Below are 23289 nucleotides of genomic sequence, written 5' to 3'. Positions count from 1 at the left end.
TCCCAATTACTTGATAAGGGAAAGTGCGCTATATCGATGCCGGGGAAACGAGGCTCAAAGAGCGGTTAAGCTGAGCCACTGGGGACACCGGGTTACCAACAATCATGTCATCCATTACGACTTCTGCCCTCGAGACGCCGCTACGGCGATCGGTGGAACGGACTTGCGACGACCTCGCCATCCTGACGCTGGTGGTGGTCAGCATCGTCGCGAGCTTCACCTTCCGCGATTATGGCCTCGGCTGGGACGATTACACCCACGCTGAATATGCCGATCTGTTGCTGAAGATGTACGGCTCCGGCTTCAAGGATCTCGGCGCGCTGTCGTTCGCCAACCTCTACATGTATGGCGGCGGCTTTGACATGGCCGCGGCGCTGCTACACAAAATCATTCCGCTGGAACTGTTCGAGACCCGCCGGCTGCTCGGCGCCGTGGTCGGCGTGGTCGGCCTCGCCGTCACCTGGCGACTCGGCCGCCGCGTCGGCGGCGCCGCGGGCGGCCTTGCCACGCTGCTGCTGCTGGCGCTGTGCCCGACGTTCTACGGCCACATGTTCATGAACCCGAAGGACGCGCCGTTCGCGGTTGCGATGATCATCCTGATGCTCGGCCTTGTCCGGCTGGCGGAGGAATATCCGAAGCCGTCGCCGCGCACGATCCTGATCGTCGGCCTCGGCGCCGGCGTCTCGATCGGTTCGCGCATTCTCGGCGGGCTGGCGCTGGTCTACGCGCTGATCGGATTCATCCCGCTGCTGCTCGAGGAAGTGCGCAACCAAGGCTGGCGCGAAGCCGCGCATCGCTTTCTCCATGTGGTCTACGTGCTGCTGCCCGGCCTCGTCTTCGGCTACCTGGTGATGGGCCTGATCTGGCCGTGGTCGATCCTCGAGCCCGGCAATCCGATTCACGCGCTCAGCTATTTCTCGGCTTTCTTCGAAAAGCCGTGGAAGGAAATGTTTGACGGCGCGATGATCTCGGTGCCGGACATGCCGTGGTCGTATCTGCCGACGCTGTTCGCACTGCAACTGCCGGAAGTGCTGCTGTTCCTGACTCTCGGTGGCGTGGTCATCACCATCATGTCGCTGTCACGCGACAGCGTGTCGCCGCGCCGCAAGACGATCCTGCTGATGTTGACCATGGCCGCAACGCTGCCGCTGCTGATCGCGATGGTGAAGCGTCCCGCGCTCTACAACGGCATCCGGCATTTCATCTTCGTGATTCCGCCGATGACGGTGTTGGCTGGCGCGGCCTTCGCGTGGGGCATGGACTGGTTGCGCGTCAACCATCGGGGCTCCCAGGCCGCGGCGGTCGCCGTGTTCTCGTTCGGACTGATGCTGCCGCTGGCCGAGATGATCCGGCTGCATCCCTATCAATACACCCACTTCAACTACATCGCCGGCACTGTGCGCCAGGCCGACGCGCTGTTCATGCTGGACTATTGGGGTCTCGCGCTGAAGCAGGCCTCGGACGCGCTGAAGGAGCAGATCACCGAACGCCAGGAAAGCCCGCCGGTCGGCCGCAAGTGGAAGGTCGCGGTATGCGGTCCGCAACGTCCGGCGCAGGTGGCGCTCGGTCCGGACTTCACCATCGGCTGGGACAGCCACGCCGCCGACTTCGCCATGACGCTTGGCGAATTCTATTGCAAGGGCCTCACCGCCCCGGTCATCGCCGAGATCAAGCGCGACGACGTCGTGTTCGCCCGCGTCTACGACATCCGCGGCAGCAGCATTTCGAGCCTGCTGGAGATACCGGCGCCGTAAGCGACGCGCGCGGCCGGTAAGTTATAGAAAATCGTTCTGCGCCGGAACAGGACTTGTCGGCCGAACGCGCCGATACGCCGTTCCGCTAGCGTCAAAGCATGACTGCCGCGCAAATCCGCGTGCTTGCTTGGTGGCCCGGCGCAGGACTAGGCTGCACCCAGAACGCAACAAGCATTGCAACCGGGAGATACCCATGTCGCCAGCCGAAGCACGCCTCAAGGAAGTGCCGTCCGAGATGACCGAGGCCGAATGGGCCCAGCGCGTCAACCTCGCCGCCGCCTATCGCCTGGTGGCGCATTACGGCTGGGACGATCTGGTCGATACTCACATTTCGGCCCGGGTGCCCGGCCCCGACCATCACTTCCTGATCAATCCCTACGGGCTGATGTTCGACGAGATCACCGCCTCCAGCCTGGTCAAGGTCGATTTGCACGGCAACCAGCTCAGCGAGAGCGAATACAGCATCAACCCCGCCGGCTTCACCATCCATTCGGCGATCCACGAGGTCCGCGAAGACGCCGGCTGCGTGATGCATCTGCATACGCCGGACGGCACCGCCGTGGCCTCCTGCCTAGAAGGCCTGCAGCCGCTGAACCAGACCGCCCAGCTCGTCGTGCCGCATCTCGCTTACCACGACTATGAAGGCGTCGCGCTGGACCATGACGAACGCCCGCGGCTGCAGAAGGACCTCGGCGACAAGTTCTTCATGCTGTTGCGCAACCACGGCACGCTGACGGTCGGCCAGACGGTCGCCTCGGCGTTCGAACGCATGTTCCACCTCGAGCGGTCCTGCACCATGCAGGTGCGCACCCGCATGCTCGGCCCCACCGCCTATCCGGTAGACCAGATCGTGATCGACAAGAACGCCGAGCTGGTCTCCAACCCGGAGCGCTCCGAACTGCGCTCCATCAAGCTGGTATGGCCGCCGCTGCTCCGCAAACTCGACCGGCTGGATCCCTCTTACAAGACCTGAGTTTTCAGCTATAAAGAGGTCACAAGACCTCTGCACTGAATCAAAACGCCGTCCAATTCCGGACGGCGTTTTTTTGTCTTGTCATTCCGGGGCGCGGGCGGCGTCAGCCGCACGCGAACCCGGAATCCCGAGATGTTCAAAACAGTTCCGGATTCCGGGTTCGCTCGGGCTGCGCCCTCGCGCCCCGGAATGACAGCCTCACTTCTTCGCCTCCGCGAACGCCGCGAGAATCCGCGCCCATGACCGGATGCCCTTGTGAAAACTCTTCAGGTCGTACTTCTCGTTCGGCGAATGGATGTTGTCGTCGTCGAGGCCAAAGCCGACCAGCACGGTGTCGAGGCCGAGCGTTCGCTTGAAATCGGCGACGATCGGAATCGAGGCGCCGGACGCGATCAGCAGCGCTTCCTTGCCCCACTCGTCGGTCAATGCCTGCTTCGCCGCCGCCAGCGGCTTCATGTTCCAGTCGAGCGCGATTGCCGGCGCATTGGAGTGATCGAGGAACTCCGCGGTACAGTCGCCGGGCAGCCGCGCGGTGACGTAGGCGCGAAACGCGTCGCGCACCTTGAGGGGGTCCTGGCCCTCGACGATGCGGAACGAAACCTTGGCCGAGGCATGCGAGGCGATCACGGTCTTGGAGCCCTCGCCGGTGTAGCCGCCGACAATGCCGTTGATATCGCAGGTCGGCCGCGACGAGATCTGCTCGATCAGTTCGCGATCCTTCTCGCCCGCCGGGATCGACAGCCCGATCGGCTTCAAGAACGTCTCCGCGGTGAGGCCGAGCTTCTTCCACTGCGCCAAAATCTCGGGCGGCAGGTCCTTTACGCCATCGTAGTAGCCGGGAATGGTGATGCGGCCGTTGTCGTCGTGCAGCCCGCCGAGAATCTTCGTCAGCACCCGGATCGGATTCTGCGCGCCGCCGCCATAGATGCCGGAATGCAGGTCGCGGTTGGCCGCGGTGATCTTCACTTCCTCATAGACCAAGCCGCGCAATGCGGTGGTGATCGCCGGCGTGTTGGAATCCCACATGCCGGTGTCGCAGACGACGGCGAAATCCGCCGCAAGATCCTTCTTGTTGGCCTCCAAGAACGGCACGAAATTCTTCGAACCGACCTCCTCCTCGCCCTCGATGCAGATGGTGAGATCGATCGGCAGCGCGCCGGTGACATTGACCCAGGCGCGGCAGGCTTCAACGAAGGTGGAGAGCTGGCCCTTGTCGTCCTGCGCCCCGCGCGCGACGATGATGTCGCGCCCGTCGGCATGTTTGGTCACCACCGGCTCGAACGGCGGGCGATGCCAGAGATTCAGCGGATCGACCGGTTGCACATCGTAGTGGCCGTAGAACAGCACATGTGGCCGCTTGCCGGTGTTGCCGCGGGCGGTGGCAACGATCGCCGGATGCCCGGCGGTGGGCCGCACTTCGGTGTTGAAGCCCAGCGACTCGATATCGCTGGCGAGATGTTTCGCCGCAGCCTTACAGTCATCGGCAAAAGCCGGATCGGCGGAGATTGACTTGATCCGCAGCAGCGCGAACAGCCGCTCCAGGCTCGAATCGAAATCGGCATCGACACGGTCGAGAACGGACTGAAGTTGTGCATTCGACATGGCGGATTTCCTTGGGATCTAGTCGCAGGGTGGGCAAAGCGAAGCGTGCCCACGTCTTTCATCATGCTCGGGAACGCGTGGGCACGGCGCAAGGCGCCTTTGCCCACCCTACGAGGTCTACTCAATCGCGGCAGAATCTACCAGTCGCGGCGCGTGGTGCATATGCCAGATCAGGCCGCCGGCAAGCAGCGCGGTGGCCAGGAGGTTATTGCCCCACGCTTGCAGCATGGCGGGGAACACCGGCAACGACAGCGCCATCAAGATGCCGATGACTCCCAGCAACGTCCACGTCCCCGTGCGCACCCTGGGTCGGTCGTCAAATGCCGCGCGATGCATCAGCACCGTCAGCGGCAAAAACAGCCACATGAAGTAATATTGCCGGGCCAGCGGCGACGCCACCGTCATCAGGCAGAACAGGATGCCGAGCTCCTCGGCGGTCGAGCGCGGCGTCATTTTCGCATAGGCCGGGATCACGAGGATGAAGCCGAGCCCGATCAGGCCGGATACCGCCAGCACGATCCAGTTCGCGGTCTTGTAGGGAACGTCGATGACGTTCATGTATTCGGGCGCGTGCTTGGGATCGTCGAGAAAATAGTTGATCGGCCGCACCAGCCGATGCGTCACCGCGATCACGGACTGATTGACCCACGACCAGTTCTGCTCGTCACGCTGGCCGAAGCCCTTCTCCGAGCTGGAGCCGACCATTGCGGAGAACCAGGTCTTGAGCTCCGCGGCGTTGCGTTCGAAACCGCGCACCGGTGCCGGTATCACGTACAATAGCAGCAGCGTGCAGGCGATCATGCTGGCGGACGCCGCCCAGCGCCGCCGCCATAGCAGATAGGGCAGCACCGCCACCGGAAACACCTTGATCGCGGTGGCCAGCGCGAACATGCTGCCGCCCAGCCATGGCCGGTCCTTCTGCATGAACCAGAAGCCGAGCAGCATCATCGCCAGCAGCACCAGGTTGGGCTGGCCGAGATCGTACATGTCGAACACGAAGGTGATGGTGGCGAAGCCCGGTAGCGCCGCCAGCCACGGCGCGGGAATTTTTTCCGAACCGGTCATCGCATTGGACAGCTGGCTGGTGATCGCCCATGCCGCGGAGTTCAAGATCGAGAGCGCGAGATAGAGCGGAATCTTGCCGAACCAGCTTGGGATCGCCAGCAGGACGGCCGGCAGCGGCGGATAGATGAAATCCAGCGCACCATTGGTCATGCGGGTATAGAGATCATTGCCATGCAGCACCTGCTGCCCGGCCCAATACCACAGCGAATAATCCTTGGTCTTGCCGTGCCCGAAGATTTCCGGGACCAGCACGTCCGCCGTCAGCAACAGGCAGGTTAGCAGGAACAGCACGTCCAGCGGCTGCCGCAGGGACGGCCATCGCAATACCGGCATCTGGCCGTCATTCTGAGTCAATTCGCAGTCCTGCAGATGGCGGCAGCAGCCCATGCGCCGCCGGTTCGGGTGGGTAGCAGACAAAGCCCGCCCTGCAAACCCGCAGACCGGTAGCCGGATGAAGCCAACGGCCACGCGAATGCGTCGCCACGTTGCGACGCGGCAGGCTGACTTCTCCCGGGGCTACGAAAGCAGCCGCAGAAACGTTCAGCAACTTGTAGTTCCGTGCTGCGCCCCCTACGGTGTGAGCACCCACAGCCACCGATCGGCCCCTCCCCCATGTCCAGCGACTTGCTACGCCGTCACTGGCCATGGATCATGTTGGCCGTCCTCGCGCTGTACTTTTTGGCGTGGCCTATCTGGCGCGCGCAACTCCTGCTGGAAATCTGGCCCACGGAAGGCTGGAATGCCTATCTTCAGGACGCGGCAGCCCAAGGCCGTCCGCTGTATCCGACCATCGATGCGCTGACGGCGAATAACTATCCGCCGCTTTCCTTCTACGTCGTGGGGGCACTGGGCAAGGTATTCGGCGACAATCTGTTCGTCGGCCGTGCCGTGTCGATCGTGGCCCTGCTCTGCGTCGCCGTCGAAATCTTCTATGCGGTCAGAATATTGGTCGGTAGCCCTGTCGGCGGCCTCGTCGGCGCAACGTGGTACGTCGCCATCATGGCCCGCAACTCCACCGCCTACATCGGAGTCAACGATCCTCAGCTCGCCGGCGAAGCGATCATGGGAGCCGCCCTGGTCTGGTTTCTGGCGCGAGACCGGGCCGGCAAGTCGAGTTACCTGCCGCTGCTGTTGATGGTCGTCGGCGGATTCTGGAAACACAACCTGTTGGCCATCCCCATGACCGCGGTCACTTGGCTCGCGATCAATACCGGCCGCCAGGCTGTCTTCCCGATCTTGTTCAGCGGCCTGGCCTGCCTGACTGGCCTCGGGATCTGCGTCGCATCTTTCGGCAGCGATTTTATCTGGAATATGCTTGCGAACCGCCACTACGCCTGGGCAAATCTGCTGACCAACGTCGGCCACCTTCAATGGTCGGCGCTCGCGCTGGTCATCTGGGCCGGATGGGCGCTTTACAATCCCGCCTCACGCGCAGCCCGCTTCACCACTCTACACATCGGGTTTGGCCTTTTCGCCTGTATCATGCAGTGGTTCGGCCACGGCGTGAGCGGAAACGCGGAATTCGATCTGATACTCGCCTTGGGTATTGGTATCGGCGTGACATTCGCCAGGATTGAGAAGTCATGGCTCGGCCAACGCATCGGCGCGGCCAAGACACGCCATCTGATGACGGCAGCCCTGGCGCTTCGGCTGCTGATGGCAGACCGTCAGGAGACCGCGCTGCTGATCCTGAGCCCGCATTTCAGATCGACGGTCCAAGACGCGGAGCGTGCCTCTCTGCAAGAGATTGCGGTCGTCGCCGCGATGATCGGAGACGTCGCCTGCTCGAACAAAGTCATCTGCCGCGCTGCCGGCAAACCGTTCGTCGTCGACGAATTCAAGATGGAGGAGCTCGTGGCAACGGGAAGGGCAACCGAAAAGGACGTCTCGGCGTCGATCAAAAGCCGCGGCATCACCGTGTTCGACAGCGGCCCGCGAACCAGGGATAGCTGGAATACCTCGTTGAAGTGGGCGATGAGGTCATCGGCGACCTTCTAGCTAGCGCGCGCCGAGAGGAGCGCTTGCGAGATACCGGAGCGGGCGAAAGCGTCACGGGCATGACGCGCAGCATCTTGCCGCGGACGCGATGCAATACGCAGTGTTCCACGCTGCATCGCGTCCGGGACAAGCGTGCGCAGATGGCTATCCTATCGCTTCAATATCCCGCCCAGCGCGCCGCGGACGATCTCGCGGCCGATCGAGCTGCCGAGTTGGCCGCCCACCGACTTGCCGACGCTGGCAACGATGCCGCCGACGACCTTGTTGCTGACCGAGCGCGCGACGTTGCGGGCGATCACCTGCCCGGTCGATAATTTTCCACGTGAAACGCCGCTGCCGAAGATGCTGCCGACGATCCCGCCGAGCTGTCCCAGCCATCCGCCACCGCCGGGCGCATCCGCCGTGGCCGCGGTGCCGGCGACGCGCTTCTGCAGCATTTCATAGGCGGATTCGGAATCGACGGTGGCGTCGTATTTGCCCTTCACGGGGCTCGCGGCCATGATCGCCTTGCGCTCTTCCGGCGTCACCGGCCCGATCCGCGCCGTCGGCGGGCGCACCATCACGCGCTCCACCATCGCCGGGGTGCCGTTGCCTTCGAGGAACGAGACCAGCGCCTCGCCCTTGCCGAGCTGGGTGATGACCTCGGCGGTGTCCAGCTTCGGATTGGCGCGGAAGGTCTGCGCCGCGGCGGCGACCGCCTTCTGGTCGCGCGGCGTGAAGGCGCGCAGTGCGTGCTGCACGCGGTTGCCGAGCTGCGCCAGCACCTTGTCGGGCACGTCGATCGGATTTTGCGTGACGAAGTAGACGCCGACGCCCTTGGAACGGATCAGCCGCACCACCTGTTCGATCTTGTCCATCAGCGCCTTTGGCGCGTCGTTGAACAGCAGATGCGCCTCGTCGAAGAAGAACACCAGCTTCGGCTTCGGCGGATCGCCGGCCTCGGGGAGTTCCTCGAACAGTTCCGACAGCATCCACAACAGGAAGGTGGCGTACAGCTGCGGGCTCTGCATCAGTCTGTCGGCGACCAGAATGTTGATCAGGCCGCGGCCGTCGCGGTCGGTGCGCATGAAATCCTTCAGCTGCAGCGCCGGCTCGCCGAAGAACTTGTCGGCGCCCTGATTTTCCAGCACCAGCAGTTGGCGCTGGATGGTGCCGATGGTCTGCTTGGAGACGTTGCCGTATTGCGTGGTCAGTTCGGATGCGTGTTCAGCCACATGGGACAGGATCGCGCGCAGGTCCTTCATGTCCATCAGCAGCAGGCCCTGCTCGTCGGCGACGCGGAATGCGATGTTCAGCACGCCTTCCTGGACGTCGTTGAGGTCCATCATCCGGCTCAGCAGCAGCGGGCCCATTTCCGAGACCGTGGCGCGCACCGGATGGCCCTGCTCGCCGAACACATCCCAGAAGATCGTCGAAAACTGGTCGGGCTGGAACGTCAGGTTCATGTCCTGGGCGCGCTTCAGGATAAAGTCCTTGGCTTCGCCCAGCTCCGCGATGCCCGACAGATCGCCCTTGATATCGGCAGCGAACACCGGAACGCCGGCGCGCGCAAAGCCTTCCGCCATCACCTGCAGCGAAACCGTCTTGCCCGTCCCCGTTGCGCCGGTGACGAGGCCGTGGCGATTGGCGAGCGGAAGCGTCAGCCAGGCCGGCTGTTCGCCCTTGCCGATGAAGATCCTGTCGTCGGTATCTCCGCTCTTGATCTCGGTGGTCGGCATCGGATCGCCTCTTCGCGCCATCAGAAATTGATCGTCGTTGATTGACCTTAGCGCATCTTGCAATGCGATTGAAATGCCAAGCGCTCGAAACCGGGCCGGTGAAACCGCTGCCAACCGGCGCGCAACTTTCGTCGACCTCGAACATTGAACTGTTCTCGCGTCCGCGAAGAATTGACCAAAACTTCATGTTTGCGATTGCATTGATGCAACACTCATCGCGCGATCGAGGCTGAATCGTGCGGTCGATGGTCGGCCGTGCTTGTAATTCGAATCGCGGCGGCTCAAGATAATTTTTCAACAAGGGCGCCGGCGTTTAACCGGTTAGAGGCGGGGCGTTATGGACGAATTGGTTGAACTGCTGACCTCCAAGGTCGGCATTGACAAGGCCGTGGCTGAAAAGACCATCGGCATCATACTGGGATTTTTGCGCAATGAAGGACCGGCCGAGCCGGTCAGCGCACTGATCGAAAACATCCCGGGCGCCGAGGCGGCTATCGCATCTTCCAACACCGGCGGTGGGCTTGCCAGCTTCATGGGCGGCGGTTTGATGGCGCTGGGCTCCAAGCTGATGGGGCTCGGCCTCGGCATGGGCGAAATCCAGAGCGTGGCGCGCGAACTGTTCAAGTTTGGCCGCACGAAGATCGGCTCCGATGATATGGACAAGATCATCGCCGGCACTCCCGGCCTGAGCCAGTTCGCCTGACCGTCTGTTACGTCAGCACCACGAAAGCCTGTTCGCTTACGCGTCAAGCACCTTCATACGTTCGAGTATCATGACATATCCCATTTCCAAGATTGACGGCCTCACGGCCTTCGCCGCGACCAAACTGAAAAAATCGGGCATCCGCACCATGGAGAGCCTGCTCGAGGCCGCGCAGACCGCCAAGGGCCGCAAGGAACTCGCCGCCAAGACCGGCTTCAGCGAGCAGCAACTGCTGGAATGGGCCAACCTCGCCGATTACCTCCGCATCCCCGGCATGGGCAAGGCCAAGGCCGAACTGCTGCGCGCCTCCGGCGTCAACACCGTCCGCGAACTCACCCACCGCAACCCGGCCCGCCTGGCGCAAGCGATGAAGGACGCCAACGACAAGCGCAAGCTGGTGCAGGTGTTGCCCTCGGAAAAATCCGTCGGGCAGTTGATCGAACAGGCGCGAAAACTGCCGCTGAAAATCACGTATTGAGGGACATTTGTCCCGGACGCGGCGCAGCCCAGGCTCTGCGCAGCAATACTTCGTATTGCGTCGCGTCCGGGGCAAGATGGAGCGTCTTGACTCCCCTCCCCCCGTCGCGCAAAGCGACGCCATGAGCGCAAGCCCTTCCTCCCCCGCTGCGGCCACGATGGCGCACCATCCGGTGCTGGCCGCGATGCTGGCGCGGCCCTACCCCGCGGTGATGGGCATTCTCAACGTCACGCCGGACTCGTTCTCGGACGGTGGGAAATTCGATGCGCCGGAACGCGCGCTGGCGCAGGCCCGGCGGATGATCGCCGACGGCGCCGACATCATCGACATCGGCGCGGAATCCACCCGGCCCTACGGCTCAAAGCCGATCACCGCCGACGAGGAATGGCAGCGCCTCGCACCCGTGCTAGCCAACCTGGTGGCATTGGGGACGCCGGTCTCTATCGACAGCATGAAGGCCGATGTCGTGGCCCGGGCGTTGAAAGCCGGCGTCACCATCGTCAACGACGTCTGGGGCCTGCAGCGCGATCCCGACATGGCGCGCGTGATCGCGGAACACGACGTGCCGGTCGTCGTCATGCACAACCGCGACGACGTCGATCCAGCCATCGATATCGTCGAGGACATCAAGGCATTTTTCGCGCACACGCTGACGATTGCCGCAAAAGCCGGCATTGCCGACAGCCACCTCGTACTCGATCCCGGCATCGGCTTCGGCAAGACGCCGCAGCAGAGCATGATCGCGCTCGCGCGCTTGCACGAGCTGCGCGGCTTCGGCCTGCCGATTCTGGTCGGCGCCTCCCGCAAGAAATTCATCAGCACCATCGTGCCGTCCGAGCCGCAGCAACGGCTCGGCGGATCGTTGGCCGCGCATCTGCTGGCTATGCAGCGCGGCGCGACCATCATCCGCGCCCATGACGTGGCGGAAACCGTGCAGGCGCTGCGCGTGATGGCGGCAATCGAGGACACAAAATGAGCGACACGATCTTCATCAAGGGCGTTTCGGTCCACGCCCACCATGGCGCCCTCGATCACGAGGGCCACGTCGGCCAGCGTTTCGTGATCGATCTCGAACTCACTGCGGACATTTCGGAAGCATCCCGCAGCGATCGCCTCGCCGACACCGTATCCTATGCCAATGTGGTGGCGACCGCGATTGCCGCCTTCAAGGACGCCAACTACAAGCTCGTCGAACGCGCTGCGGGCGCGGTCGCCGAAGCCGTGCTGACGGCGTTCCCGAAGATCAGCACCATCAAGGTGACCGTGCACAAGCCGCATGCGCCGATCGCCGCAATCTTCGACGATGTCGGCGTGATCCTCGTCCGTTCGCGAAAGTAGGCCATGGCCAGCGTCATCATCTCGCTCGGCGGCAATGTCGGCGATGTCCGCGACACCTTTCGCAAGGCAATCTCCAACGTCTGCGGCATGACCCAGGCAGCCCTGATCGCGCGCTCGTCGGATTACGCCACCCCGCCGGTCGGCGGCGTCCCGCAGCACGACTACGTCAACGCCGTGATCGAGATCGACACCGACCTCGATCCGCACGCGCTGCTGTTCACGCTGCACCGGATCGAGCAGAAATTCGGCCGCAACCGTGCCAACGAGATCCAGTGGGGGCCGCGCTCGCTCGACCTCGACATCATCGCCTATGACGACGTGACAATCGCCAAGCCGGAACTGATGCTGCCGCACCCCCGCGCCTTCGAGCGCGCCTTCGTGATGGTGCCGCTGGCCGAGATCGCCCCGGACCGGGTGATCGCCGGCAAGACGGCAAGTGAGGCGTTGAAGGGGCTATCGACCGAGGGAATTCGCAAGCTGCCGGATCTCGATTAATTCCCGGCCTCTCCACGTCGTCCCCGCGCAGGCGGGGATCCATAACCTCAGTCCTCGAAATTGAAACGCGGCGGCTGCCGAGTGCCAGCCGAGACTTCGGCGGGTATGGGTCCCCGCCTGCGCGGGGACGACGGGGAGAGGCCGAAACGCCACATGGCATACCCGCGCTGTCGCGTCCGCCATGTCCCACCCCCCATTGGCTTCCCCGGCGCTACGTGGCATTTTCCGGGGAACAACGAAGCAATGCCCGGGAGTGACGTTTTTCAATGCCGACTGCGATGGACGACCTGCGGCTGGCCGCCGATTTTGCGCCCGCGAGCCAAGACGACTGGCGCAAGCTGGTCGATGGCGTGCTGAAAGGCGCGCCATTCGAAAAGCTGGTCAGCAAGACCTATGACGGCATCAAGATCCAGCCGATCTACGAACGCGCCCGCGACGCCGCGCCGGTCGCCGGCCGCGCGGCCGGGGCGCCGTGGCAGATCATGCAGCGGATCGACCATCCCGACGCGGCGAAAGCCAATGCGCAGGCGCTGCACGATCTCGAAAACGGCGCCACCGGCCTGGCGTTGGTGTTCGCCGGCGCCAACGGCGCGCGCGGCTTCGGCCTGGAAGCCACCGCCGAGACCATCGACAAGGTGCTCGATGGCATCTTCATCGACGCCGGCATCGCGCTGGAATTGCATGCCGGGCCGCAATCCCGGATGGCCGCGACACATCTCGCCGAGTACATCAAGCGCCGCGAGATCGATCCCGCCAAGTGCGAGATCCGGTTCGGCTATGACCCGATCGGCGCTACCGCGGTGTGGGGCCAGAGCGCCTATAACTGGTGGGAAATGGCGCCCGCCGTCACCGAGGCCATCAAGAAACTGGCGTCGCAGGGCTTCAAGGGCCCGTTCGCGGTCGCCGATGGCCGCATCATCCACGATGCCGGCGGCTCCGAGGTGCAGGAACTGGCCTGGGTGCTCGGTGTCGCGGTGTCTTATCTGCGCGCGCTGGAAGACGCCAGCGTGCCGGTCGAGATCGCGCGCGGCATGATCTATGCGCGGCTTTCCGCCGACGCCGACCAGTTCCTGACGCTGGCGAAGTTTCGCGCGCTGCGGCTGTTGTGGGCGCGCATCGAGGAAAGTTGCGGCCTGACGCCCAAGCCATTGTTCATCGCCGCCGACACCGCGTGGCGGATGCTGACCCAGCGCGATCCTTATGTGAACCTGCTGCGCGCCACGGTGGCAACGTTCTCCGCCGGACTCGGCAGCGCCAATTCGATCTGTGTGCTGCCGCACACCCTGGCGCTCGGCCTGCCCGATGCGTTTGCCCGCCGCGCCGCCCGCAACACCCAACTGGTGCTGCTGGAAGAATCCAGTCTGGCCAAAGTTTCCGATCCCGCCGCCGGCGCTGGGGGCATCGAGGCGCTGACGCAGGAATTGTGCAATGCCGCCTGGGCGCTGTTCCAGGACATCGAGAAGGCCGGCGGCGCCTTCTATGCGCTCGGCAACAACGTGCTGCAGCCCAAGGTGTCGGCAACCCGGGCGGCGCGTCAGGCCAGCATCGCGCGGCGCCGCGAGGTGCTGACCGGCGCCAGCGAATTCCCCAACCTGCACGAGCCTCGTGCCACCGTGTTGAAAGTCAAGGCGGTCCCCGCCAAGCCCTACGGCAAGGACAAGATCAAGTTCAACGCGCTGGCGCCGATCCGGCTGGCGACGCCGTTCGAGGCCTTGCGCGACAAGTCGGACCACATCCTGGCCCGCCAGGGCGCGCGACCCAAAGTGTTCCTGGCCAATCTCGGCACCGCCGCCGACTTCACCGCGCGCGCGACATTTGCCAAAAGCTTCTTCGAGACCGGCGGCATCGAGGCCGTCGATACCGAGGGCTTCGTTGAGCCCGCTGCTCTCGCCGAGGCCTTTAAGGCATCCGGCGCAGCGTTGGCGTGCCTGTGCTCGTCGGACAAGCTCTACCCCGCCCACGCCACGGCAGCGGCCAAGGCGCTGCAGACCGCCGGCGCGAAGCATATCTACCTGGCAGGCAAGCCGGGCGAGCTAGAGACGGCCTTGCGCCAGGCGGGCGTGAAGGATTTCATCTTTGCCGGCGGCGATGCGCTGGCGATGCTGGTGGCGGCCTACGGCCTGATGGAGTGACGGATGGCAACGGCGAGCAAACCCGTTTTGACCGGCGGCTGCCAATGCGGCGCAATCCGCTTTGCGCTGACCGCGGCGCCGACCCGCGTCAGCATCTGCCATTGCAGGATGTGCCAGAAAGCCTCCGGCGCACCGTTCGCCTCATTGGCCGATATCCCGAACGAGCATTTTGCCTGGACGCGCGGCCAGCCTTCGGCGTTCAAGTCCTCGTCGATCGGGGAGCGCGATTTTTGCGCGGCTTGCGGCACGCCGCTGAGCTTTCGCGAGATCGGCGGCTCCAAGATCGAGATCATGACCGGCGCCTTCGACCGGCCCGACCGCATGGTGCCGACACTGCAGTTCGGCACCGAGTCCCGGCTCGGCTGGGTGTGTACCGTGGCGAATTTGCCGAGCAAGACCACGATGCAGAACTATGGTCCAGAGAAACTGGCGGAAGTGTTCAGCTATCAGCATCCGGATCATGATTGATGACTGAAGCGCAAACCACACCACGTCATGCCCGGGCGAAGGCGCGAAGCGAAGCTTCGCAACTGACGTCCCGGGCATCCACGTTCTTCGTGCAGCAAGGCGTGGATGGCCGGGACAAACCCGGCCATGACGGCAAAGGCCAATGACATGAGCAAGATCCCTGACTTCGCCGACATCGCCTTCGCGACCTCCGCCGCATCTGGCGGGCCGTCGCGCGGCGAACCTTGGCTGACGCCCGAAGGCATTCTGGTGAAGCCCGGCTATTCCGAGGCCGACGTCGAAGGCATCGATTTCCTTCAGACCTGGCCGGGCATCGCGCCGTTCCTGCGCGGCCCCTACCCGACCATGTATGTCAACCAGCCCTGGACGATCCGGCAATATGCCGGGTTCTCCACCGCGGAAGATTCCAACGCCTTCTATCGCCGCAACCTCGCCGCCGGCCAGAAGGGCCTGTCGGTCGCCTTCGACCTCGCCACCCATCGCGGCTATGACAGCGATCATCCGCGGGTGTCCGGCGACGTCGGCATGGCCGGCGTCGCGATCGACAGTATCTACGACATGCGCACGTTGTTCTCCGGTATTCCGCTCGACCAGATGAGCGTGTCGATGACCATGAACGGCGCGGTGCTGCCGATCCTGGCGCTGTTCGTCGCCGCCGCCGAAGAACAGGGCGTGCCGCCGGAGAAGCTGACCGGGACGATTCAGAATGACATTCTGAAAGAGTTCATGGTGCGCAACACCTACATCTATCCGCCGACGCCTTCGATGCGGATCATCTCGGACATTTTTGCCTATACCTCGCAAAGAATGCCGAAGTACAATTCGATCTCGATCTCCGGCTATCACATGCAGGAAGCCGGCGCGACGCAGGATCTGGAGCTCGCTTATACGCTGGCCGACGGCGTTGAATATCTGCGCGCCGGCATGGCTGCCGGCATCGACGTCGATCGCTTCGCACCAAGGCTGTCGTTCTTCTGGGCGGTCGGCATGAACTTCTTCATGGAGGTCGCAAAACTGCGCGCGGCACGCCTGTTGTGGGCCAAGCTGCTGACGCAGTTCAATCCGAAGGATCCGAAATCGCTGAGCCTGCGCACGCACTGCCAGACCTCGGGCTGGTCGCTGACCGCGCAGGACGTCTACAACAACGTGATGCGCACCACCATCGAAGCGATGGCGGCGACGCAGGGCCACACGCAGTCGCTGCATACCAACGCGCTCGACGAGGCGCTGGCGCTGCCCACCGACTTCTCGGCGCGGATTGCCCGCAACACGCAATTGTTCCTGCAGCAGGAAAGCGGGACCAACCGCATCATCGATCCCTGGGGCGGCTCGTATTACGTCGAGCGGCTCACCCAGGAACTCGCCGCCAAAGCCTGGGGGCACATCCAGGAAGTCGAAGCACTCGGCGGCATGGCTAAAGCCATCGAAGCCGGGGTGCCCAAATTGCGGATCGAGGAAGCCTCGGCCAAGACCCAGGCGCGGATCGACGCCGGCCGTCAGGCGGTGATCGGCGTCAACAAGTTCAAGCCGGTGGATGAAGCACCTTTGGACGTGCTGAAGGTGGAGAACTCCACGGTGCGGCGGCTGCAGATCGACAAGCTGGCGCGGCTGAAGAAGGAGCGCAGCCAGGCCGACGTCGATGCCGCCTTGCAGGCGATCACGCGCTCGGCCCAGGACGGCAGCGGCAACCTGCTGGCGCTGGCGATCGACGCGGCGCGAGCCAAGGCCACCGTCGGCGAAATCTCCGACGCGATGGAAAAGGTGTTCGGCCGGCATCGCGCCGAGATCAAATCCATCACCGGCGTCTACAAGCGGGAGGCCTCCACCATGTCGAACCGGGTCGAAAAGGTGCAAGCGCTGATCGACGCCTTCGAGGACGCCGAGGGCCGCCGCCCGCGCATCCTGGTCGCCAAGATCGGCCAAGACGGCCATGACCGCGGCCAGAAGGTGATCGCCTCGGCGTTCGCCGACATCGGCTTCGACGTCGATATCGGACCGTTGTTCGCCACCGCCGACGAAGCGGCGCGGCAGGCAGTGGAAAACGACGTCCACATTTTGGGACTTTCCTCGCTCGCCGCTGCGCATCTATCCGCCGTGCCCGAGTTGAAGGCCGCGCTGAAGAAACAGGGCCGCGACGACATCATGATCATCATCGGCGGCGTCGTGCCGCCGCAGGACTACGCCGAACTCTACAAGGCGGGCGCCGAGGCGATCTTCCCGCCCGGCACGGTGATCGCCGATGCTGCCGAAGAGCTGATCCACAAGCTCAATGCACGGCTGGGGCATAGCGAGGCGGCGGAGTAGCTGCGCTTCCTCGCCGATTGTGCTAGTCTACCGCCATGACCGACGTCGCCGACATCTCCCTGGACACCATCCTCGCCAAGCTGCGCGAGCTTGCCCCTGCGATCAAGGCTGAGGGTGTCACGCGACTGGCGGTGTTCGGCTCGCGGGCGCGCGGAGATGCGCGGGCGGACAGCGATCTGGATATTCTGATCGAGACATTCGACCGCAGCGACGGCACGCGACGGTTCGATTGGTCCAAGGTCATGAATATCATCGAGGACTCAACCGGAGTTTGGCCTCACCTCATGTATCCGACCGAGTTGACGCCGCGCATCAAGGAACGCATGGCCGACGATCTGATCGAGGTGTTCTGAATGCCGCCCTCGGTGGAAGACCGGTTTCAGGATATCCTTCGATCGGCGACCAAGATCGGGATTTTTGTCGAAGGTCGCAGCTTCGAAGAATTCGTTTCGGACGACATGCGCTATCTCGCGACCGAGCGCCTGCTCGGCATCGCCTGCGAAGCCGCTTTGAAATTACCGGACAGCGTCAAACAATCGGCGCCACACATCAACTGGCGCGCGATGAACAATTTCGCCAACCTCTTGCGTCACGCCTATCATTCGACCAATGCAGAAGAGTTATGGAAGATCGTTCAGAGTGACATTCCCCCTTTAAAAGCCTTCGTCGAACAGCGCATCCGTGAAGGCGGCCAATGACGCTGTCAGACATGCCAAAGTCCTCAACGAAAGCGCGCATCTCGTTTGATATCCCCGCCCTCGCCGCCTCCACCCGCGCCGGCTCGCGCGCCGCGCTGGCGCGTGCGATCACGCTGGTGGAGAGCCGCCGCGCCGATCATCAGGCGGCGGCGCGCGAGCTGGTGCAATTGCTGCTGCCGGACACCGGCCGCGCCATGCGCGTCGGCATCACCGGCTCGCCCGGCGTCGGCAAGTCGACCACCATCGACGTGCTCGGGACGTATCTGATCCAACAGGGCCATAAGGTCGCGGTGCTGGCGGTCGATCCGTCGTCGGCGCGCACCGGTGGCTCGATCCTCGGCGACAAGACACGGATGGCGCTGCTGTCGGCTGAGGACAATGCCTTTATCCGCCCGTCGCCGGCATCGGGCACGCTCGGCGGCGTTGCGGCGAAGACGCGCGAGGCGATGTTGTTGTGCGAAGCCGCCGGCTTCGACGTGGTATTGGTGGAGACCGTCGGTATCGGCCAGTCCGAGACCGCGGTCTGCGACATGACCGACTTCTTTCTCGCTTTGATGCTGCCCGGCGGTGGCGACGAATTGCAGGGCATCAAGAAGGGCCTGATCGAACTCGCCGACATGATCGCCATCAACAAGGCCGATGGCGACAATCTCGCCCGTGCCAATATCACTGCCGGCGACTATCGCGGCGCGCTGCATATCCTGACGCCGCGGAGCGAGCACTGGCATCCCCCGGTGGTCACCTATTCCGCGCTCGCCAACACCGGCATCGAGGAGCTGTGGCAGAAAATCCTCGATCACCGCACGGCCATGAAGGCCTCCGGCGATTTCGCCCAGCGCCGCAGGGAGCAGCAGGTCAAGTGGATGTGGACCATGCTGGAACAGCGGCTGATGGCGCGGCTGCGCGCCGATCCTGCGACTCGCGCGAAAGTGAAGCTGATCGAGAAAGACGTTGCCGACGCCCGCCTCACGCCGTCCGTGGCCGCGGAGCAGATCGCCTCCTTGCTGAAGGAGTGAGATGATCGAGCCGCTTCGCATCCTCATCACCGGCTTCGGTCCGTTTCCGGGCGCGCCGGTGAATCCGACGCAGCCGCTGGTGGCGCGGCTGGAGAAACTGCGCCGCCCGGCCTTTGCCGAGGTCGAGCGCATCGCGCACATCTTCCCTGTCACATACACCGCCGTGGATCGCGAACTGCCGCGGCTGCTCGCGCAGCACCGGCCGCACGCACTGCTGATGTTCGGACTGGCCTCGCGCACGCCGTTCGTCCGGATCGAGACCCGCGCCCGCAATGCCGTCACCATGCTGTGGCCCGATGCCGATCATACCCGGGTGCGGCAAGCTTCGATTGCGCCGGGCTCCGACTCGCGGCGTTTCGGCCCGCACACCGCACGCCTGCTGCGCGCCGCGCTCGGCACCGGCATCGATGCAAGGCTCTCGCGCAACGCCGGCAGCTATCTGTGCAACTATCTCAGTTGGCGCGGCATCGAGGCCGTCGGCCGGCCGGGCGGTCCCTGCGTCGCCTCATTCGTGCATGTCCCGCTGCTGGCGCGCGACCCCGCCTCAAAGCGGATGACGCTGGAGCAGTTGGTCGATGCCGGCGAGGCGCTGTTGCTGGAGACGGTCCGGCTGGCCCGGGCCAAACTGCGCGAAGCTTCCAACGGCTGACCCCGCGCTACCCCGGCACCGCCCACTAACCCGTTGGCCGGTTCCATTTTCATCAAGTCCGGACTGGCATTTCCCTCCTGCGACGCAGCCATGCCGAAAATCCGCTTGTGCACCGCAGCATGGACATCCTAACTGCCGCGAGTTTTCAAGGATGGTTTCGTGACCGATATCAATGCCGACGTTTGGATCTCATCGGCCCACCGACCGATGAAGTTCCCGGAATTCGTGCTGGTGATCGCCTCGATCATGGCGCTGAACCCGCTCGCGATGGACATCATGCTGCCCTCGCTGCCGGACATTGGCGTCGCCTTCAAGATTGGCGATGCCAACCGGCTGCAGACCGTGCTGTCGACCTTTCTGCTGGGTTTCGGCCTCGGCCAGTTCGTGATCGGCCCGCTCTCGGACCGCTTCGGCCGGCGGCCGGTGCTGCTGATCGGCATGGCCGTGTATTGCGCCGCCAGCCTGCTGGCGATCGTGGCGCCGTCGTTCGAAACGCTGTTGCTGGCGCGCGCGCTTCAGGGCCTCGGCACCTCGGCGACCCGGGTCATCGCCACCTCGATCGTGCGCGACTGCTACGCCGGCCGCCGCATGGCCAGCGTCATGTCGCTGGTGATGATGGTCTTCATCGCCGTGCCGGTCGTCGCGCCGTCGATCGGCCAGGCCATCATGCTGATGGCGCAGTGGCGCGGCGTGTTCGTCGTGCTGACGGTCTATGGCATGCTGGCGTTGATCTGGAGCGCCTTCCGGTTGCCTGAAACGCTGCCGCTGTCTGAGCGCAAGTCGCTGGCGATCGGCGACGTGCTCGACGCCTATCGCCAGACCGTGACCAACCGGCAGACGCTGGGCTACGCGCTGGCCGCCGGCGGCGTGATCGGTACGCTGTTCGGGTTCGTGTTCACGGCGCAGCAGGTGTTCACCGAGATATTCCATCTCGGGCATTATTTTCCGCTGGCCTTCGCCGGCATCGCCATCGGCGTTGCACTCGCCGGCTTCCTGAATTCGCGCTTCGTCGGTCGCCTCGGCATGCGCGTGATCTCGCATGGCGCGCTGATCGGTTATGTCGCCATCGCCGCGCTGATGCTGGCGGCAGTGGAGCTCGACGTGCTGACGCTACCGGTGTTTATGACACTGTCGGCACTGATGATGTTTGCCTTCGGCCTGGTGTTCGCGAATTTCACGGCCCTTGCGATGGAGCCGCAGGGCCACATTGCCGGTACCGCATCGTCGCTGTACGGCACCATCACCACCCTGCTCGGCATCGGTATTGGTTACATGATCGGGCAGGACTACGACGGCACCCTGCTGCCGTTTGCCACCGGCTTTTTCCTCTGCACGCTCGCGGCGCTCTGCGTCGTCGCGGTCGTGGAAAAGGGCCGTCTTTTCACGCCTCACAGGATGGTGAGCTGATCCATCGCGGCGTTGCCTGCGGGGCAGCCGCGCTTTTCGGGGATACGCCGAACCCGGCGCCCCTTCACACGTTAGACATTCTTACCGGAGCGATCCGATGCCCTACGCGCTATTCTGTGAAGATGCGAAACTGAGCAAGACCTACCCGACCGAAGCCGACGTCTGGAAGCTCGCTGCCGACAGCGGGCTGGTTACCGATGTCGAAGCCAAAAACGCCAGGCCTGAACCGCGCCGCCTGCTCGACAACGACTACGAGATTCGCCCTTGCCAGCCGGAGCCCGGCGAGTGCCCGGAGAAGAACGAGCGCGATGCCCGCGCTGAAGAGGAGTTCCAGCAGTTGCTGAAGGGCAAGCACGCCTAGAGAGCCGCCGCCTGATTAACCCTACCGCTACAATCGCCATCGTTGCGCCTCGCCTGTCCACCGCGCATGCGCCATTTTGGGTTACGCCACTCTGCGCACATCGCCGGGAGACGCAACCATGGACGTCCATCGCCGCCACCTGCTCCACTTCTCTGCCGCCGGTCTGGCCGCAGGCGCCGTTGCCGTCTCCGCTGATCTCGCCCGTGCGGCGCCGCTGACCTCGACGCTCGGTCGCGATATCACCCACTACGGCGTGCGCCCTAACAGCCCTGACGACCAGACACGTGCCCTGCAGCGCGCCATCGACGATGCCGCGCGGACCCAGACCTCGCTGGCACTGCCGCCCGGCAACTACCGCACCGGCCTGCTCAAACTATCGAGCGGCACGCAACTGGTCGGTGTGCGCGGCGCGACTACATTGATTTTCAGCGGCGGCGCGTCGCTACTCTCAGGTGAAGGCGCCGATCATATCGGCCTCAGCGGGCTGACGCTGGACGGCGGCACGATCAAACTGCCGACGCGGCGCGGGTTGATCCATTGCCTGCAGGGCCGCGATCTCCGCATCACCGACTGCACCATCACCGGCAGCGGCAATAACGGCATCTGGCTGGAGAACGCCGCCGGCGCGATCTCCGGCAACACGCTGTCGAACATCGCGAGCACCGCTATCGTCTCGTTCGACGCCCAAGGTCTCGTGGTATCTCAGAACACGATTTCCGGCACCCGCAGCAACGGCATCGAGATTCTGCGCACCGCGATCGGCGACGACGGTACGCAAGTCATAGACAACCGCATTGAGGATATCAAGGCCGGCCCCGGCGGCTCCGGCCAGTACGGCAACGCCATCAACGCGTTTCGCGCCGGCAATGTGATCGTGTCCGGCAACCGCATCCGCGATTGCGACTATTCCGCCGTACGCGGCAACTCGGCATCGAACATCCATATCACCGGCAACAGCGTCAGTAACGTACGCGAAGTCGCGCTGTATTCGGAGTTCGCTTTCGAGGCCGCGGTGATCGCCAACAACACCGTCGATGGCGCTGCGGTCGGCGTCTCCGTCTGCAATTTCAACGAGGGCGGCCGCATCGCTGTGGTGCAAGGAAACATCATCCGCAACTTGCTGCCGAAGCGACCGATCGGCACCGTGCCGGACGACGACGCCGGCGTCGGCATCTATATTGAGGCGGATGTGGCGGTGACCGGCAACGTCATCGAGAATGCCCCGTCGTTCGGCATCATCGCCGGTTGGGGCAGGTATCTGCGCGATGTCGCCATCACCGGCAACGTCGTCCGCAACACCTTCATCGGTATCGGCGTCTCGGTGATGCCCGGCGCGGGCACGGCGCTGGTCAGCAATAACATGATCTCCGGCACGCCGCGCGGGGCCGTGGTCGGGCTGGATCACGCCAGGCCGGTGACGCCCGACCTCACTGCCGAGGGCGCGCAGCGCTATCAGCAGGTGGCGATGTCGGGGAATGTAGTGCGTTGATCCTTGCCCCGTTCGGAGCGGCACACGGCAAGCAACTGCATCGCCTGAGAATGCCGCACCGCGTCCGGGACGAGAAAGCTACCGATTACAGCGCAGCTGTGCGCAGCATTGGATACCGTTCGCCGAGCACCAATGGATCGAGCGCGCGCTTCCAGTCCAGATCGTCGCGCGTGACGTCGGGGGTGTGGGGCGCCACGGCGACCGGCTGCAACGACGGCGACGCCGCCAGTGCCACCGGTTTGGCGACGGCGGCGGACCGCGGCTCTTCGTGCAGGACGGAGCCCCGATACGGCGGCACGCCATTGGGGCGATCAAGCCAGGACCACGTCACTGGCATGTTGCCGAAGGTGGCTTCCTGGGTTGCCATCGCCCGCCAGCGATCGACCGCGGCCTTGGCTTCCTGGATGTTATCGAGAAAATCGGCTTCGGTATGGAAGCGGCGCCAACGGCCGCTTTCGAACAGGTCGGTCAGGTAGTCCAGCCGGCTTTCGGCAAGCGCGGCCCAGCGCTCGACCATCTGGCGTCCGGTAACGGCATTGGGGTGTGGTGACATGAAAATGTCCGCAAGAGGAAAACGGACGCAAAACAACAAACGAATCGATCACCAGTACTTGGCAATGATCTGTGGAGAAGTTCCCGGG

The 23289-nt window shown here is 64.0% G+C and carries 22 protein-coding genes; 18 read left to right on the top strand and 4 right to left on the bottom strand.

Translation table 11 applies throughout. The features are described from left to right. Positions 1–104: 104 nt before the first annotated feature. Together JWR89_RS08320 and JWR89_RS08315 are read left to right on the top strand one after the other, a co-directional pair. Complete coding sequence (locus tag JWR89_RS08320; RefSeq protein ID WP_299714191.1) at positions 105–1754, top strand: glycosyltransferase family 39 protein; 1650 nt, start codon at positions 105–107, stop codon at positions 1752–1754. A 193-nt stretch (positions 1755–1947) separates the two neighbouring features. After that, positions 1948–2727, top strand: a complete 780-nt coding sequence (locus JWR89_RS08315) for a class II aldolase/adducin family protein (protein ID WP_299714188.1) — start codon at positions 1948–1950, stop codon at positions 2725–2727. A gap of 198 nt (positions 2728–2925) precedes the next feature. Here JWR89_RS08315 and JWR89_RS08310 read toward each other — a convergent pair whose 3' ends face one another. Together JWR89_RS08310 and JWR89_RS08305 are read right to left on the bottom strand one after the other, a co-directional pair. Further along, positions 2926–4329: a M20/M25/M40 family metallo-hydrolase gene (locus JWR89_RS08310; RefSeq protein WP_299714185.1), complete on the bottom strand. Its 1404-nt coding sequence runs from the start codon at positions 4327–4329 to the stop codon at positions 2926–2928. Positions 4330–4446: 117 nt separating this feature from the next. Then, positions 4447–5727, bottom strand: coding sequence for a glycosyltransferase family 87 protein (locus JWR89_RS08305; protein WP_299714221.1), 1281 nt, complete (start codon positions 5725–5727; stop codon positions 4447–4449). Positions 5728–6045: 318 nt separating this feature from the next. Here JWR89_RS08305 and JWR89_RS08300 point away from each other — a divergent pair, with 318 nt between their 5' ends. Then, complete coding sequence (locus JWR89_RS08300; protein WP_299714182.1) at positions 6046–7392, top strand: hypothetical protein; 1347 nt, start codon at positions 6046–6048, stop codon at positions 7390–7392. A gap of 149 nt (positions 7393–7541) precedes the next feature. On the opposite strand, the gene JWR89_RS08295 is transcribed toward JWR89_RS08300, so the two are convergent. Further along, complete coding sequence (locus tag JWR89_RS08295) at positions 7542–9110, bottom strand: helicase HerA-like C-terminal domain-containing protein (RefSeq protein ID WP_299714179.1); 1569 nt, start codon at positions 9108–9110, stop codon at positions 7542–7544. Positions 9111–9447: 337 nt separating this feature from the next. Between JWR89_RS08295 and JWR89_RS08290 the strand changes: the two genes are divergently transcribed. From JWR89_RS08290 to JWR89_RS08220, 15 genes are all read left to right on the top strand, one after another. Continuing rightward, complete coding sequence (locus JWR89_RS08290) at positions 9448–9813, top strand: DUF2267 domain-containing protein (protein ID WP_299714176.1); 366 nt, start codon at positions 9448–9450, stop codon at positions 9811–9813. 70 nt (positions 9814–9883) lie between these two features. Continuing rightward, positions 9884–10291 (top strand): DUF4332 domain-containing protein, encoded by a 408-nt coding sequence (locus tag JWR89_RS08285; protein ID WP_299714173.1) that lies wholly within the window; start codon positions 9884–9886, stop codon positions 10289–10291. A 121-nt stretch (positions 10292–10412) separates the two neighbouring features. Continuing rightward, positions 10413–11267, top strand: a complete 855-nt coding sequence (gene folP / locus JWR89_RS08280) for a dihydropteroate synthase (RefSeq protein ID WP_299714170.1) — start codon at positions 10413–10415, stop codon at positions 11265–11267. Beyond that, complete coding sequence (gene folB, locus JWR89_RS08275) at positions 11264–11629, top strand: dihydroneopterin aldolase (RefSeq protein ID WP_299714167.1); 366 nt, start codon at positions 11264–11266, stop codon at positions 11627–11629. Before folP ends, folB begins: the two co-directional genes overlap by 4 nt. Positions 11630–11632: 3 nt before the next feature. Beyond that, positions 11633–12124 carry a 2-amino-4-hydroxy-6-hydroxymethyldihydropteridine diphosphokinase gene (gene folK / locus JWR89_RS08270; protein WP_299714164.1) on the top strand — a complete coding sequence of 164 codons (492 nt, stop codon included), beginning with the start codon at positions 11633–11635 and terminating at the stop codon, positions 12122–12124. 266 nt (positions 12125–12390) lie between these two features. Further along, the gene (locus JWR89_RS08265) at positions 12391–14256 is read left to right on the top strand and encodes a methylmalonyl-CoA mutase family protein (RefSeq protein ID WP_299714161.1); all 1866 of its coding nucleotides are present in this window, start codon (positions 12391–12393) and stop codon (positions 14254–14256) included. A gap of 3 nt (positions 14257–14259) precedes the next feature. Beyond that, a complete protein-coding gene (locus JWR89_RS08260; protein ID WP_299714158.1) occupies positions 14260–14724 on the top strand; it encodes a GFA family protein in 465 nt (154 codons plus the stop codon). 147 nt (positions 14725–14871) lie between these two features. Continuing rightward, positions 14872–17028: a methylmalonyl-CoA mutase gene (gene scpA / locus JWR89_RS08255; protein ID WP_299714155.1), complete on the top strand. Its 2157-nt coding sequence runs from the start codon at positions 14872–14874 to the stop codon at positions 17026–17028. A gap of 35 nt (positions 17029–17063) precedes the next feature. Beyond that, a complete protein-coding gene (locus JWR89_RS08250) occupies positions 17064–17381 on the top strand; it encodes a nucleotidyltransferase domain-containing protein (RefSeq protein WP_299714152.1) in 318 nt (105 codons plus the stop codon). Then, positions 17382–17726, top strand: coding sequence for a DUF86 domain-containing protein (locus JWR89_RS08245; RefSeq protein ID WP_299714150.1), 345 nt, complete (start codon positions 17382–17384; stop codon positions 17724–17726). Further along, positions 17723–18742, top strand: a complete 1020-nt coding sequence (gene meaB / locus JWR89_RS08240) for a methylmalonyl Co-A mutase-associated GTPase MeaB (RefSeq protein ID WP_299714147.1) — start codon at positions 17723–17725, stop codon at positions 18740–18742. Before JWR89_RS08245 ends, meaB begins: the two co-directional genes overlap by 4 nt. Position 18743: 1 nt before the next feature. Continuing rightward, complete coding sequence (locus tag JWR89_RS08235; protein WP_299714144.1) at positions 18744–19391, top strand: pyroglutamyl-peptidase I; 648 nt, start codon at positions 18744–18746, stop codon at positions 19389–19391. Between the two features lie 159 nt (positions 19392–19550). Continuing rightward, positions 19551–20798: a multidrug effflux MFS transporter gene (locus JWR89_RS08230; RefSeq protein WP_299714141.1), complete on the top strand. Its 1248-nt coding sequence runs from the start codon at positions 19551–19553 to the stop codon at positions 20796–20798. A 97-nt stretch (positions 20799–20895) separates the two neighbouring features. After that, positions 20896–21159 (top strand): hypothetical protein, encoded by a 264-nt coding sequence (locus tag JWR89_RS08225; protein WP_299714138.1) that lies wholly within the window; start codon positions 20896–20898, stop codon positions 21157–21159. Between the two features lie 118 nt (positions 21160–21277). Further along, on the top strand, positions 21278–22648 hold the full coding sequence (locus tag JWR89_RS08220) for a TIGR03808 family TAT-translocated repetitive protein (protein ID WP_299714135.1): 1371 nt from the start codon (positions 21278–21280) through the stop codon (positions 22646–22648). Between the two features lie 85 nt (positions 22649–22733). On the opposite strand, the gene JWR89_RS08215 is transcribed toward JWR89_RS08220, so the two are convergent. After that, the gene (locus JWR89_RS08215; RefSeq protein ID WP_299714132.1) at positions 22734–23201 is read right to left on the bottom strand and encodes a TIGR03809 family protein; all 468 of its coding nucleotides are present in this window, start codon (positions 23199–23201) and stop codon (positions 22734–22736) included. Positions 23202–23289 lie beyond the last annotated feature (88 nt).

The sequence above is a fragment of the Tardiphaga sp. genome, from assembly GCF_028290785.1.
Classification (GTDB): domain Bacteria; phylum Pseudomonadota; class Alphaproteobacteria; order Rhizobiales; family Xanthobacteraceae; genus Tardiphaga.
This window is presented reverse-complemented; position numbering and strand designations above follow the sequence as displayed.

Coding starts and splice junctions, on each gene's coding strand:
- folP (WP_299714170.1), top strand. CDS start 10,413: ATGAGCGCAAGCCCTTCCTCCCCCGCTGCGGCCACGATGGCGCACCAT.
- JWR89_RS08235 (WP_299714144.1), top strand. CDS start 18,744: ATGATCGAGCCGCTTCGCATCCTCATCACCGGCTTCGGTCCGTTTCCG.
- JWR89_RS08295 (WP_299714179.1), bottom strand. CDS start 9,110: ATGCCGACCACCGAGATCAAGAGCGGAGATACCGACGACAGGATCTTC.
- JWR89_RS08285 (WP_299714173.1), top strand. CDS start 9,884: ATGACATATCCCATTTCCAAGATTGACGGCCTCACGGCCTTCGCCGCG.
- meaB (WP_299714147.1), top strand. CDS start 17,723: ATGACGCTGTCAGACATGCCAAAGTCCTCAACGAAAGCGCGCATCTCG.
- JWR89_RS08300 (WP_299714182.1), top strand. CDS start 6,046: ATGTTGGCCGTCCTCGCGCTGTACTTTTTGGCGTGGCCTATCTGGCGC.
- JWR89_RS08305 (WP_299714221.1), bottom strand. CDS start 5,727: ATGCCGGTATTGCGATGGCCGTCCCTGCGGCAGCCGCTGGACGTGCTG.
- JWR89_RS08260 (WP_299714158.1), top strand. CDS start 14,260: ATGGCAACGGCGAGCAAACCCGTTTTGACCGGCGGCTGCCAATGCGGC.
- scpA (WP_299714155.1), top strand. CDS start 14,872: ATGAGCAAGATCCCTGACTTCGCCGACATCGCCTTCGCGACCTCCGCC.
- JWR89_RS08290 (WP_299714176.1), top strand. CDS start 9,448: ATGGACGAATTGGTTGAACTGCTGACCTCCAAGGTCGGCATTGACAAG.
- JWR89_RS08220 (WP_299714135.1), top strand. CDS start 21,278: ATGGACGTCCATCGCCGCCACCTGCTCCACTTCTCTGCCGCCGGTCTG.
- JWR89_RS08245 (WP_299714150.1), top strand. CDS start 17,382: ATGCCGCCCTCGGTGGAAGACCGGTTTCAGGATATCCTTCGATCGGCG.
- JWR89_RS08320 (WP_299714191.1), top strand. CDS start 105: ATGTCATCCATTACGACTTCTGCCCTCGAGACGCCGCTACGGCGATCG.
- JWR89_RS08215 (WP_299714132.1), bottom strand. CDS start 23,201: ATGTCACCACACCCCAATGCCGTTACCGGACGCCAGATGGTCGAGCGC.
- folK (WP_299714164.1), top strand. CDS start 11,633: ATGGCCAGCGTCATCATCTCGCTCGGCGGCAATGTCGGCGATGTCCGC.
- folB (WP_299714167.1), top strand. CDS start 11,264: ATGAGCGACACGATCTTCATCAAGGGCGTTTCGGTCCACGCCCACCAT.
- JWR89_RS08310 (WP_299714185.1), bottom strand. CDS start 4,329: ATGTCGAATGCACAACTTCAGTCCGTTCTCGACCGTGTCGATGCCGAT.
- JWR89_RS08315 (WP_299714188.1), top strand. CDS start 1,948: ATGTCGCCAGCCGAAGCACGCCTCAAGGAAGTGCCGTCCGAGATGACC.
- JWR89_RS08250 (WP_299714152.1), top strand. CDS start 17,064: ATGACCGACGTCGCCGACATCTCCCTGGACACCATCCTCGCCAAGCTG.
- JWR89_RS08265 (WP_299714161.1), top strand. CDS start 12,391: ATGCCGACTGCGATGGACGACCTGCGGCTGGCCGCCGATTTTGCGCCC.
- JWR89_RS08225 (WP_299714138.1), top strand. CDS start 20,896: ATGCCCTACGCGCTATTCTGTGAAGATGCGAAACTGAGCAAGACCTAC.